The following is a 12310-nucleotide window of genomic DNA, read 5'->3' as shown; positions in this document are numbered from 1 at the left end:
GCCCGAGTGCACAAAAAGAAAGCCGCTTGTCAGCTACGGCAAGCGGCAGAATCATATGGACGTGATCAACGTCCCAAGTATCGTATCGCGACACTATTTCACGTGCATCGGTGCTTTCCCTACAAAATTGTAACGACACCTGAATTCACGTAAAGCCCAATGCCGGCGCGGGTTTCAGGGCGCATCTGCCTCGAAGAACGCGAGCATTTCCGCGAGCAGCATGTCGGGCTGTTCCTCGGGAATGTAGTGCCCGCACGGCAGCGCGCGGCCGCTCACGTCGCGTGCGACGCGCCGCCATTCGTCGAGCGCGTCGAAGCGCCGTCCGATGACGCCTTGCTCGCCCCACAGCACGCGTAGCGGACAGGCGATCTTCATGCCGCGTTCGAGATCGGCGCGTTCGTGTTCGAGGTCGATGCCCGCCGACGCGCGATAGTCCTCGCACGTCGCGAAGATCGCACCCGGCGCGGCAAACGCGTCGCGATACGCCCGCAACGCATGCGGCGCGAAGGGCGCAAATCCCGCTTGGCCACTGCCCAATAGCCGATCGATATATGCGTCCGGGTTGCCGCCGATCAGCAATTCCGGCAGCGGCGACGGCTGGATCAGCATGAACCAGTGGAAGTTTGCAGTCGCGAATTCGCGGTCGGTAGCGTCGTACATCGCGAGCGTCGGCGCGATGTCGAGCAGCATCAGACGATCGACGGCGTCGGGGAAATCCATCGCCATGCGATGCGCGACCCGCGCGCCGCGATCGTGCGCGCAGACGAGAAACTGTTCGAAGCCGAAGTGACGCATGACCGCGACCTGATCGCCGGCCATCGCGCGCTTCGAATACGGCGTGTGATGCGTGTCGCTTTCCGGCTTTCCCGACGCGCCGTAGCCGCGCAGATCGGTGGCGATCACCGTGAAGTGCTTCGCAAGCTCGCCGGCGCACTTGTGCCAGATCTCGTGCGTTTGCGGATGTCCGTGCAGGAGCAAGAGCGGCGGCCGGTCGCCGCCTTTCATCCCGGCGATCTCGACGCCGCCCGCATCGACGCGAAACGGCTCGTAGTCTTTGAACGACATTGTGTTTTCTTGTTCGTGGCGTTGCGGACCATTGTAGGCGCGCTCGCGCAGTCGCCGATGCCGTGGCGAGCGTGGAAACGCCGAAATCGAATACTTCTTCGGGAAATGGCGGATGTTTCGGCGGCGATGTCGTGCATATAATCGAACGATCGTTCGCTGGCCACGCGTGCCTTCCGGAAAATGATCGTGCGTGCCGGATCGCGCGCCAGTTCTCTAGAATGGTTTAACGCTGCTCGGACACACTCAGGAGATTCGTGCCATGGCTCTGCCCGCCATCTTGCAGCACCTCAGCTTGCCCGTCGTCGGCTCGCCGATGTTCATCGTCAGTTATCCCGAGCTCGTGCTTGCGCAATGCAAGGCGGGCATCGTCGGCTCTTTTCCGGCGTTGAACGCGCGTCCCGCCGAACTGCTCGACGAATGGCTCACGCAGATTCAAAGCGAGCTCGCCGCGCACAAGGCCGCGAATCCCGATGCCGTGATCGGGCCGATCGCGGTCAATCAGATCGTTCATCAGTCGAATGCGCGGCTCGAACAGGACGTGCGCGTGTGCGTCGAGCATGAGGTGCCGATCTTCATCACGAGCCTGCGCGCGCCGGTCAAGGAGATGATCGACGCCGTGCATTCGTACGGCGGCATCGTGCTGCACGACGTCATCAACTTGCGGCACGCGCAGAAAGCGCTCGAAGCGGGCGTCGACGGCCTCATTCTCGTCGCGGCGGGCGCGGGCGGTCACGCGGGGACGACGTCGCCGTTCGCGCTCGTCGGCGAAGTGCGGCGCATGTTCGACGGCCCGATCGTGCTGTCGGGCGCGATCGCCAATGGCGGCTCGATCCTCGCGGCGCAAGCGATGGGCGCGGACCTCGCCTACATGGGCACGCGCTTCATCGCGACGAAGGAAGCGCACGCGCTCGAGGAATACAAGCGCGCGATCGTCGATGCAACCGCCGCCGACATCATCTACACGAATCTCTTCACGGGCGTGCATGGCAACTACATCCGCGAGAGCATCGTCAATGCGGGACTCGATCCCGATGCGCTGCCCGTCTCCGACAAGAACGCGATGAACTTCGCCGAAGGCACGAGCAAGGCGAAGGCGTGGAAGGAAATCTGGGGCGCGGGCCAGGGCGTCGGGCTGATGGAGGACGTGCCGAGCGTCGCGGAACTGGTCGAGCGTCTGAAGCGCGAATACGACGACGCGAAGGCGCGCCTCGCGATCGGCTGATTTTTTGTGCCGTAGAAAGCAAAACACCGCGCCCTTGAGCGCGGTGTTTTCGTTCGATGCGAAACGCTTTAGAACTTCGCGCGGAGACCGACGCCGAAGGTATCGCCCGTCGACATACCCGTGTACTTGTCGTTCAGGTACGCGGCGTAGACGTCGGTGCGCTTCGACAGCGGATAGTCGTAGCCGAGCGCCCAGCTCTTGTGCGTCTGATCGAGACCGCCGTTGCTGCGCGAGTACGCATACGACGCCATCACCGTGCCCGGGCCGAGCGGAACCGTCACACCGCCTTGTCCGGTGTTGACGTGGAACGTGCCGGGGCCTTCGTAGTCGTTCTTCGTGTACATGTACTGCGCGAAGAACTTGACGTACTTCATGTCGTACGACGCGCCCAACTGGCCGACGCTCTGGCTCTTGTAGCCCGGCGAAGCGAAGCCGTCCACCGACGTCAGATCGCCCGGGGTGTTGTTGAAGTTCACGTACTGATAGACGCCCGTCGCCGCGAACGGACCGTGGAAGTACAGGAACTGCGCGCTGTACTTCTTCGAGCGGCCGTCGCCGGCGGTGTTGCCGAAGCTGTACATCACGCTGCCCGACAGACCGTTGAAGTCAGGCGACGTGTACTGGACCGAGTTGTTCCAGCCCGAATCGCCGATCGCGCCCTGATCCGTGCGGTACGTCGGGAATGTGCCCGCGCCGAGGAACACGTGATAGACCATCGGCGAGAAGACGTACGAATCGACGAACGGGTTGAACAGGATCGTCGAGACGAAGAGTTGCGTCGTCAGGCGGCCCGCGGTGAACGTGCCGATCGGACCTTGAATGCCGACGTATGAGTTGCGCGCGAAGAAGGTGTCGCCCTGGAAGCGTCCGTACTGACCGTTCTGCGCGCGGAAGAAGCTTTCCAACGTGAAGATGGCCTTGTAGCCGCCGCCGAGATCCTCGGCGCCCTTCAAGCCCCAGTACGACGTCGACATGCCGCCGCCGCTCACGTTCCAGGCGCGATCGCCGCCGGGAAATTTCTGCGCGCCGACCCATTCGTCGACTTGTCCATATAGCGAAACGCTCGATTGCGCGTGCGCCGTGCCCGCGGCGAAGAGGCCGAACATCGCTGCGGCGACCGCGGTGGCCTTGACCGTTGTTTTCACCGTAGTCATTGCACGGTTGACGGTTGACTTCATGAACTCTCCTGTTCTTTGTCGAAAATTGAAATCTTTGCGGGCGAGTTGCGTTGCGCTCGCCTCGTCTGACCGGCATAACGGTTTAGTGGGCGAAGAGGCATCGCGTGTGGAGCGGCACCATCTTTACGGACCATTTTTCCGGTCAAAAATGTTTTTGGTTATTGCGGGTATAGCGGTTCGAATACTTCCCGCCCCGCCTGCGCGCAGGAAGGGACGCTTTGCCTCAGGCTCGCGATGGCCGGATCGACAACCGGCGAGATGCGCAGCGAGTACCGGCGCGCCTCTCCAAGCGTCGAAAGGCGTTTGAAATAAAGAATTTCGGACATTTTCCCGCGCAGGCCGCATTGTCCTTGCGCGGAAAAAAGAGCGGAACGTCTGGGGGAAATTCGATGCGCAACTGTGGCGAGATTACGTCATCGTGACAGCGAAGCTAGACGCGCAAACAGTTTTGCGCTCCGCGCGGTGAACGCGGCGAAACGGAGGTCAGCTCAGGAAGACTGCGGAGCGTTCAGTTGCGGTAGTTCGCGTTCGTCGGCGCGCGACCGTCGTCGGCCGGACGGCCGGGGGGGCGCGGCAGGCTGCGCTCTTCGTTGTAGCGCGTGATGTCGGCGCGAATCGAGCCCGCGCCACGCAGCGGCACCGTTTGATCGCCCCGCGGGCCCGGACGCACTTCGGCGCTAACGGGCGTCAAGCCGTCTTTGGCGGCGACCGGCGTGTAATGCAGCGATTGCCTGCTGGCGCCGGAATCGGTGAGGACTGTCGACGGCAGCCACTCGACGCGCGGCCCGGCAAGCGCGAGCGAACCCGCCACCGCGAGCGCGCCAAGCGCTGCGGATGCGAAAAGCCGGGTAGTGTTGCGAATGCCTGTGAGCGCCATGTCGAAACAGCCTGCGTCCGACCGATATTTCCGTCCGTGAATGGAAAGCGGAGACTTTCGCTTCAGGCGGACAACCGGCGGCAGTCGGAACATTCGGGGCCTTGCATCGAGCGATGCATAAACCCGCCAACCGGTGTATTCAACAATTTATTTCGCGCCGCGAAAGCAGTCGAGCCAAAAAGTGTTAGGCCCGCTCGATGGTTGTAACACCATGTTACGTCAGAGTTTTTCGCTGCCGCCTAGCATTTCGGACGACCAAACATATGAAGAACAAATGTGCTGGACAAAAGAATCTGAAAGCCGCGAAATTGGCTCGCGCGCGGCCCGAGTTTTGCTGTAGCGGTCATTCGGCCTGCCTCGTGCACAGGTCGTTTCATGTGGACGTGTCATCAATCGATCCAGTAAATGAATTTGCCAATTTAATCGGGTGCGAGCGAAAATCATGGTTTTTCCTGACTTGACGCAAAAAACGCCCCGCCCAGCGGCCGGCGTGTCCAAGTACGAGACTCTTTGATGGCACGGCCCAAACTTCTTCCCGACAACTTCACGCTGGCGCTCGTCGGCACCGTCATCGTCGCGAGCTTTCTGCCCTGCCGCGGCGGCGCGGCGGTCGCATTCAACTGGATCACCGATATCGCCATCGGCCTCTTGTTCTTCCTGCATGGCGCGAAGCTTTCCCGCGAGGCGATCATCGCCGGCGCGACGCACTGGCGGCTGCATCTCGTCGTGCTGCTCAGCACCTTCGCGCTCTTTCCACTACTCGGGCTCGCGCTCAAACCGGTGCTGACGCCGCTCGTGACGCCGGCGCTCTACACCGGCATCCTGTTTCTGTGCACGCTGCCGTCCACGGTGCAGTCGTCGATTGCGTTCACGTCGATGGCAAAGGGCAACGTGCCGGCCGCCGTGTGCAGCGCGTCCGCGTCGAGCCTGCTCGGCATTTTCATCACGCCGGCGCTCGTCGGGATCGTCGTGAGCAATCACGGCGCGACGACCGGCTCGCCGTGGCACACCGTCGGCAACATCACGCTGCAACTGCTCGTGCCGTTCATTGCCGGGCAATTGCTGCGGCCGGCCATCGGCAAGTGGATCGACAGGCATCGCGCGATGCTCAAGTTCGTCGATCAGGGCTCGATTCTGCTCGTCGTGTACGTCGCGTTCAGCGAAGCCGTGAACGAAGGCATCTGGCATTCGATTTCGCTCGGGACGCTCGCGGGGCTGCTCGCGGTCAATATCCTGTTGCTGGCGGCGGCGCTGTTCATCACGGCGTTCACGGCCAAGCGCCTCGGCTTCTCGCGCGCCGACCAGATCACGATCATCTTCTGCGGTTCGAAGAAGAGTCTCGCCTCCGGCATTCCGATGGCGAAGGTGATTTTCGCGTCGCACGCGGTCGGTGCGGTCGTGCTTCCGCTCATGCTTTTCCACCAGATTCAATTGATGGTGTGCGCGGTGCTCGCGCAGCGCTGGGGCGCACGCAAAACTGCGCCCGAAGCCGCGCGCGAGAACAAGGCCGTCGGAGCGCCCGCCCGCCGCTGATTCACGCCCGTCCGCGAACGGCGCCCGCTGGTTCGCCATATTCGATCCCCTTCCAGAAGGCCGCCGCGTGCGGCCTTTTGCGTCATTTGAACCCGGCCACGCTCAAGCGACCATTCAGCCAAGCGGCATAAGCCAGAAAGCCTGACTTTTCACATCGATTCGTCGGAACGCGTTGCCGCGCGTCCGGCACTTTGGCCTACGTCTTTCGGCTGAATGGTGCTCGGGCATGTCCCTTGCCACACTCTTGTTCAAACCGGGCAGAAACGGACACGGCGCGCCATGTGGACACAACGCATCAAACTTAAACAGCGGATGGACCGATGAACTGCGTCGAACAGCATGCGACGGCCTCCGCCTTGCGCGACTTTCTCGGCAAGTTGCCGTTTCAACGCGGCAACGCCGAAGAAACAGGCCGCGCGCTTCATGCGCTGACCGGCGCGGGTCTCGATCGCCTTCCCTTGCCGGGCCGGGGAAACACGGCTGAGCGCTGGCGCGCGTTGGGCGCGGTCGCAGCCTTCGACCTCTCTTTGGTCAAGCTCTACGAAGGCCACACGGACGCGCTCGCCATCCTCGCCGAACTGGGCGGCCCGCCACCCGACGACGGCAGCGCGTGGGCCGTCTGGGCAGCCGAACCGCCGAGTGCGCGCTTGTTGGCGCTGGGTGACGCCGGCTCACAGATCGTCGCGCTGGACGGCACGAAGGCATGGTGCTCCGGAGCGGCATCGGTCACGCATGCGCTCGTAACCGCGTGGAACGAGCGCGACGAACCGGTTCTCGCCGCCGTCGATCTGCGGCAGAACGGCGTGAAAGTCACCGGTTCCGGCTGGCAAGCGGTCGGCATGGAGGCGAGCGCGAGCGTCGACGTGCGCTTCGAGCGAGTACGCGCGCAGTTGGTCGGTCCGCCGCGTGGTTATCTCGAGCGCCCTGGTTTCTGGCAGGGCGGCGCGGGCATTGCCGCGTGCTGGTTCGGCGCGGCATCGGGCATTGCAGCGTTCGTCGCGCGCGATACAAAGCATCGCGCGGGGCCGCACAAGCTCGCGCATCTCGGTGCGATCGATACGGCGCTATCCGCGACGGCCGCGTTGCTGCGCGAGACGGCGGCGTTCATCGACCGCGAGCCGCAGGCCGACGCCATGGTGCCGACGATGCGTGCGCGCCTCGCGGCCGAACATGTGGCAACGCTGGTCGTGGAGCGCGCGGGCCGCGCGCTGGGCGCCGGCCCGCTGTGCCGCGACGCGCACTTCGCGCAGTTGATGGCCGATCTGCCGGTTTTCGTTCGACAAAGCCACGCCGAGCGTGACGAAGCATCGCTCGCGGAGCACGTCATAGAGGAGGAAGGGATTTCATGGCAAGTGTGACCACGCAAGCGCCTACCGACGAAACGGCCACTGACCGCGCCATACGCGGCGAAGGCACGCCCGAAGCCGCATGGCAGGGATGGGCGCGTCTGAATGCGCTGCCCGAAGTCGATCCGGCGGAACTGGTGCCGCTCGGCAGCCGGGCCGTCGTCGTTGCGCCACACCCCGACGATGAAATCCTCGGCACCGGCGGCCTGCTCGCTCGACTGTCGGAGATCAGCCGGCACATTCTCATCATCGCCGCAACGGACGGCACGGCAAGTCACCCGAAGTCATCCGAATGGCCGCCGGAACGTCTTGCACGCGTACGTCCGCAGGAAACGAGGGCTGCGCTGCAACGGCTGCATCTGCGTCAGGTCCAGGTAGTCCGGCTCGGGCTCCAGGACGGCGATCCTGACCAGATCGAATCGAGTTTGTCAGGATGCCTGTCGGAGTACCTTCAACCGGGCGACATAGTTTTCACGACATGGCGCTATGATGGTCACCCCGACCACGAGGCGGCCGGGCGCGCCGTTCAGTCCGCGGCACAAGCGCTCGATCTGCCTTGTGTGGAGGTGCCGCTCTGGACCTGGCACTGGGCGTCGCCGGACGATACGCGCGTGCCATGGAGCCGTGCTCGCCGCATCGTGCTCGACGGCGCCACGCATGCCCGGAAGCTCCGGGCCGTGCAGGCTTTTCGGAGCCAGCTCGACCCCGACGCCACCACCGGACAAGCGCCAGTGCTGCCCGAGCATGTGCTGGCAAGGCTTACACGGCCTTTCGAAGTCGTACTCATATGAACAACACCAACAACAATACTAAGCAGTACTTCGATACTCTTTATCGAGATAACGACGATCCCTGGAAAATCAGGCATCGATGGTATGAACGGCGCAAACGCGCGCTCCTGCTCGCCTCGCTTCCGCACGAACGCTATGCGCGCGCATTCGAGCCAGGCTGCGGCAACGGCGAACTGACGGCGCTGCTCGCGCCACGCTGCGACGAGCTGATCGCAACCGACATCGCCGAGGACGCCGTCGCGCTCACGCGGCAACGCGTCGCGGAATATCGGAACGTCGATGTCCGGCAGATGCTGCTGCCCGACTGCTGGCCCACCGGCAAGTTCGATCTCGTCGTGATCAGCGAGATCGGCTATTACCTCGACGAGCCGCAGCTATGGCACATCGTCGAGCATATACACCAAAGCTTGTCGCATGACGGCGCGGTCGTCGCGTGTCACTGGCGTCGGCCGATCGAAGGCTGGCTTCAGAACGGCGACGAAGTCCACGCAAAGCTGCGCGGCCGCATGAGTCTGCCGCTGCTAAGCCACTATTGGGACGACGATCTGATCCTCGACGTATGGACGCCCGACAAGCGCTCGGTTCACGACCGCGAAGCCGCGGCGTAATGTTTCCGTATTTTTACTAAACAAATAACTCGCAAGGAATCGCATATATAACAACGGCCTACTGGTTTTCTCCAATCTTCGCATACGGTAGGTTCGAGACTTTTTACTATACAATCGCCTCGAACAAGTGAACCGGCCGAGCGCGCGCAACATCGCGCCTGAGCGGAAAACAGCCGAGAAAAGCGGAGACAGAGAACACCACGATGGCCACCACCATTCGCGATGTCGCGCGCGCGGCAAGCGTCTCGATCGGGACGGTTTCGCGCGCGCTCAAGAATCAACCAGGCTTGTCCGAGGCGACGCGCGTGCGCGTCGTCGAAGTGGCGCAGCAACTCGGCTACGATTCGGCTCAGTTGCGCACGCGCATTCGTCGCGTGACCTTTCTGCTGCATCGGCAGCACAACAATTTCGCCGTCAGCCCTTTCTTTTCCCATGTGCTGAACGGTTTCGAGGAAGCGTGCCGCGAGCGGCGGCTCGTGCCATCCGTGCTCACGGCCGGTCCGACGCACGATCTCGCGCAGCAGATGCGCCTGCACGCGCCGGACGCTATCGCGGTCGCGGGTTTCGTCGAGCCGGAACTGCTCGCGCATCTGCATTCGCTCGCGCGGCCCACCGTGCTGATCGACCTGCGCGCGCCGGGATTCCGCTCCGTCAACATCGACAATGTGACCGGCGCGTCGCTCGCGATGCAGCATCTGTTCGCGCAAGGGCGGCGGCGCATCGCGTTCATCGGCGGATCGCTCGCGCATTACAGCATCGCGCAACGCGCGCTCGGCTATCGGAAAGCATATTTCGATGCCGGCCAGCTTTTCGATCCGACGCTCGAGGTCATGACGCAGCCGGGCCTGACCGCCGATCAGGCCGCCGCCGACGCGATGGAACGCCTCATCGCGGAAGCCCGTGCGCAATCCGGTCCCCTGCCCGACGCCGTTTTCGCCTATAACGATGCAGCGGCCCTCGCCGCGATGCGCGTCTGTCTCGCGCACGGCTTGCGCGTGCCGGACGACATCGCGTTCGTCGGTTTCGACGACATTCCGGCCGCCGCCCAAAGCACGCCGCCGCTCTCGACCGTGACCGTCGACAAGGAAGCGCTCGGGCGCCGCGGTGTCGAATTGCTGTTGGAAGATCAATCGAGCCCGCCGAGCCAGGCCGACACGCTCGTCGCCGTCAATTTCGTTCCTCGCGCGAGCTCGGGCACGAAACAGGACATCAGCACGCCATGAACATGACCGCCTCACCTGCCCTCGCGGAACCGGCGCCAGCAGAACGCGCGATCGATTTCCGCAGCCGCGACTTCCTGCTCTCCCACGTACGCGACACGCTCGCGTTCTACGCGCCGAACGCGCGCGATCCGTCCGGCGGTTTCTTTCATTTCTTCAAGGACGACGGCAGCGTCTATAACCGCACGACGCGCCATCTCGTCAGCAGCACGCGCTTCGTCTTCAACTACGCGATGGCCTTCCGCCACTTCGGCGACGCGCGCTATCGGGACGACGCGCATCACGCGTTCAGATTCCTGCGCGACGCCCACTGGGACGCCGCGAACGAAGGTTACGACTGGGAAATCGAGTGGCACGACGGCCAGAAGCGCACGCTCGACGGCACGCGCCACTGCTACGGCACGGCGTTCGTGCTGCTCGCATGCGCGCACGCGGCGATGGCGGGCATCGACGAAGCCAGGCCGATGATCGACGAAACCTTCGCGCTGATGGAAAAGCGTTTCTGGGACGCCGACGCCGGCCTCTACGCCGACGAAGCCACGCCCGACTGGCGGCTTTCGGACTATCGCGGGCAGAACGCGAACATGCACGCGACCGAGGCGCTGCTCGCGGCTTACGAGGCGACGGGTCACGTCATCTATCTGGATCGCGCGGAAAAGATCGCGGGCAACATCACGCTGCGGCAGGCGAAGCTGTCGCACGGCATGGTGTGGGAGCATTTTCATCGCGACTGGTCGGTCGACTGGCATTACAACGAATCGGACAGTTCGAACATCTTCCGTCCGTGGGGTTTTCAGCCGGGTCATCAGATCGAATGGGCGAAGCTGCTGCTGATTCTGGAGCGGCATCGCGCGCTGCCGTGGCTCTCGGCGCGCGCCGTCGAACTGTTCGACGCCGGCTTCAACCGCGCGTGGGACAGCCGTCACGGCGGCCTCTACTACGGCTTCGGCCCGGACGACACCATCTGCGACCACGACAAGTATTTCTGGGTGCAGGCCGAAGGCTTCGCGGCGGCGGCGCTGCTCGGCGCGCGCACGGGACGCGAGCGTTTCTGGGATTGCTATGACGAACTCTGGCGCTATAGCTGGGAGCACTTCGTCGATCACGAATACGGCGCGTGGTATCGCATTCTGACGTGCGACAACCGCAAGTACGGCGACGAGAAAAGTCCCGCCGGCAAGACCGACTATCACACGATGGGCGCGTGCTACGAAGTGCTGAACGCGCTGGCCCCGACTTCGACTCAACGGTGACAAGCATGGCAAGCGAGCAAACCACTTTTCCGCAATTCGTTTCCGCGGGCGACATCCTCACCGACATGATCCGCACGGACGTGTCGAGCTGGCTTTCGCGTCCGGGCGGCGCGGGCTGGAACGTCGCGCGCGCGGTCGCGCGGCTCGGCCTGCCGACGGCCTGCGCCGGCTCGCTCGGCACGGACAATTTCTCCGACGATCTGTGGGACGCGAGCGTCGCTTCGGGCCTCGACATGCGCTTCATGCAGCGCGTCGAGCGTCCGCCCTTGCTCGCGATCGTCCACAAGACGCAGCCGCCCACGTACTACTTCATGGGCGAGAACGGCGCTGATCTCGCGTTCGATCCGTCGCGGCTGCCGCAAGGCTGGATGGAGCGCGTGAAGTGGGCGCATTTCGGCTGCATCAGCCTCGTGCGTCAGCCGCTCGGCGCGACGCTTGCCGCGCTCGCCCGTCAGTTGCGCGAACACGGCGTGAAGATCAGCTTCGATCCGAACTATCGCAATTTGATGGAGCACGGCTACGAGCCGATCCTGCGCAACATGGCGGGCCTCGCCGATCTCATCAAGGTGTCCGACGAAGATCTGCACATGCTGTTCAAAGGCATGCCCGAAGCCGACGCGCTCGCGAAAATCCGCGCGATGAACCGCCAAGCCACCGTGCTCGTCACGCGCGGCTCGTCGGAAGCCACGCTCTATGCCGGCGACGAGCAGTACAGCGCGCGTCCGCCGAGCGTCGAAGTGGCCGATACGGTCGGCGCGGGCGATGCGTCCATCGGCGGATTGCTCTATAGCTTGATGGCGCGTCACGGCGAATGGCCCGAACATCTGAAGTTCGCGCTCGCGGCGGGCGCGGCGGCGTGCCGTCATTCGGGCGCGCATTCGCCGTCGCTGGATGAGGTCGAGGCGTTGCTGAAATAAGCGTCGCACGCGTTACATATCAGCGTGCTAGCATGGATTCGTCCTTGCCTGGAGGCGAATCCATCATGGAAGACACCACCTACACGAAAGGCATCTACACCGCGACGATCGGCGTGCGCGCCATCGACGGCGGTCAGTACCAGGGCCTCGTCTCGCTCGCACGCGACGACGGCGAAGATACCGAAGCGACGCTCTACGAAGTGGAAGCCGCGTCGGGCAACGAAGAAGAAGCGCTCAACGAAGCGCGCGCGCTCGCGCACCGCATCCTCGGGGAAATCGAGTTGTAGCCACGCTGCATGG

12 protein-coding genes are annotated in these 12310 nt (G+C 63.6%); 9 read left to right on the top strand and 3 right to left on the bottom strand.

Features of this window, described 5'->3' with window-relative positions:
• Window positions 1-174 precede the first annotated feature (174 nt).
• Entirely contained in the window at window positions 175-1065 is an 891-nt protein-coding gene (locus tag BG60_RS03925) for an alpha/beta fold hydrolase (RefSeq protein ID WP_034470367.1), read from the bottom strand.
• Between the two features lie 259 nt (window positions 1066-1324).
• Between BG60_RS03925 and BG60_RS03920 the strand changes: the two genes are divergently transcribed.
• Entirely contained in the window at window positions 1325-2287 is a 963-nt protein-coding gene (locus BG60_RS03920; protein ID WP_008351955.1) for an NAD(P)H-dependent flavin oxidoreductase, read from the top strand.
• Window positions 2288-2355: 68 nt separating this feature from the next.
• Here BG60_RS03920 and BG60_RS03915 read toward each other — a convergent pair whose 3' ends face one another.
• The gene (locus BG60_RS03915; protein WP_034470364.1) at window positions 2356-3465 is read right to left on the bottom strand and encodes a porin; all 1110 of its coding nucleotides are present in this window, start codon (window positions 3463-3465) and stop codon (window positions 2356-2358) included.
• 508 nt (window positions 3466-3973) lie between these two features.
• The gene (locus BG60_RS03910) at window positions 3974-4342 is read right to left on the bottom strand and encodes a hypothetical protein (RefSeq protein WP_034470363.1); all 369 of its coding nucleotides are present in this window, start codon (window positions 4340-4342) and stop codon (window positions 3974-3976) included.
• Window positions 4343-4855: 513 nt separating this feature from the next.
• Between BG60_RS03910 and BG60_RS03905 the strand changes: the two genes are divergently transcribed.
• The 8 genes from BG60_RS03905 to BG60_RS03870 all read left to right on the top strand — a co-directional run bounded on the left by BG60_RS03905 (window position 4856) and on the right by BG60_RS03870 (window position 12297).
• A complete protein-coding gene (locus BG60_RS03905; protein ID WP_033536558.1) occupies window positions 4856-5875 on the top strand; it encodes a bile acid:sodium symporter family protein in 1020 nt (339 codons plus the stop codon).
• 320 nt (window positions 5876-6195) lie between these two features.
• Window positions 6196-7233, top strand: a complete 1038-nt coding sequence (locus BG60_RS03900; RefSeq protein WP_034470360.1) for an acyl-CoA/acyl-ACP dehydrogenase — start codon at window positions 6196-6198, stop codon at window positions 7231-7233.
• Complete coding sequence (locus BG60_RS03895; RefSeq protein ID WP_034470357.1) at window positions 7221-8012, top strand: PIG-L deacetylase family protein; 792 nt, start codon at window positions 7221-7223, stop codon at window positions 8010-8012. The genes BG60_RS03900 and BG60_RS03895 overlap by 13 nt, the downstream gene beginning before the upstream one ends.
• Window positions 8009-8620 (top strand): class I SAM-dependent methyltransferase, encoded by a 612-nt coding sequence (locus BG60_RS03890; RefSeq protein ID WP_034470354.1) that lies wholly within the window; start codon window positions 8009-8011, stop codon window positions 8618-8620. Before BG60_RS03895 ends, BG60_RS03890 begins: the two co-directional genes overlap by 4 nt.
• A gap of 203 nt (window positions 8621-8823) precedes the next feature.
• Window positions 8824-9843, top strand: a complete 1020-nt coding sequence (locus BG60_RS03885; protein ID WP_008351968.1) for a LacI family DNA-binding transcriptional regulator — start codon at window positions 8824-8826, stop codon at window positions 9841-9843.
• Entirely contained in the window at window positions 9840-11093 is a 1254-nt protein-coding gene (locus BG60_RS03880) for an AGE family epimerase/isomerase (RefSeq protein ID WP_034470352.1), read from the top strand. Before BG60_RS03885 ends, BG60_RS03880 begins: the two co-directional genes overlap by 4 nt.
• Before the next feature lie 5 nt (window positions 11094-11098).
• Window positions 11099-12010 carry a carbohydrate kinase family protein gene (locus BG60_RS03875; protein ID WP_008351973.1) on the top strand — a complete coding sequence of 304 codons (912 nt, stop codon included), beginning with the start codon at window positions 11099-11101 and terminating at the stop codon, window positions 12008-12010.
• A gap of 65 nt (window positions 12011-12075) precedes the next feature.
• Window positions 12076-12297 carry a hypothetical protein gene (locus BG60_RS03870; RefSeq protein ID WP_008351974.1) on the top strand — a complete coding sequence of 74 codons (222 nt, stop codon included), beginning with the start codon at window positions 12076-12078 and terminating at the stop codon, window positions 12295-12297.
• Window positions 12298-12310: the final 13 nt, after the last annotated feature.

It is taken from the genome of Caballeronia zhejiangensis (genome assembly GCF_000698575.1).
GTDB lineage: Bacteria > Pseudomonadota > Gammaproteobacteria > Burkholderiales > Burkholderiaceae > Caballeronia > Caballeronia zhejiangensis.
This window is presented reverse-complemented; position numbering and strand designations above follow the sequence as displayed.

Coding starts and splice junctions, on each gene's coding strand:
- BG60_RS03925 (WP_034470367.1), bottom strand. CDS start 1,065: ATGTCGTTCAAAGACTACGAGCCGTTTCGCGTCGATGCGGGCGGCGTC.
- BG60_RS03920 (WP_008351955.1), top strand. CDS start 1,325: ATGGCTCTGCCCGCCATCTTGCAGCACCTCAGCTTGCCCGTCGTCGGC.
- BG60_RS03915 (WP_034470364.1), bottom strand. CDS start 3,465: ATGAAGTCAACCGTCAACCGTGCAATGACTACGGTGAAAACAACGGTC.
- BG60_RS03910 (WP_034470363.1), bottom strand. CDS start 4,342: ATGGCGCTCACAGGCATTCGCAACACTACCCGGCTTTTCGCATCCGCA.
- BG60_RS03905 (WP_033536558.1), top strand. CDS start 4,856: ATGGCACGGCCCAAACTTCTTCCCGACAACTTCACGCTGGCGCTCGTC.
- BG60_RS03900 (WP_034470360.1), top strand. CDS start 6,196: ATGAACTGCGTCGAACAGCATGCGACGGCCTCCGCCTTGCGCGACTTT.
- BG60_RS03895 (WP_034470357.1), top strand. CDS start 7,221: ATGGCAAGTGTGACCACGCAAGCGCCTACCGACGAAACGGCCACTGAC.
- BG60_RS03890 (WP_034470354.1), top strand. CDS start 8,009: ATGAACAACACCAACAACAATACTAAGCAGTACTTCGATACTCTTTAT.
- BG60_RS03885 (WP_008351968.1), top strand. CDS start 8,824: ATGGCCACCACCATTCGCGATGTCGCGCGCGCGGCAAGCGTCTCGATC.
- BG60_RS03880 (WP_034470352.1), top strand. CDS start 9,840: ATGAACATGACCGCCTCACCTGCCCTCGCGGAACCGGCGCCAGCAGAA.
- BG60_RS03875 (WP_008351973.1), top strand. CDS start 11,099: ATGGCAAGCGAGCAAACCACTTTTCCGCAATTCGTTTCCGCGGGCGAC.
- BG60_RS03870 (WP_008351974.1), top strand. CDS start 12,076: ATGGAAGACACCACCTACACGAAAGGCATCTACACCGCGACGATCGGC.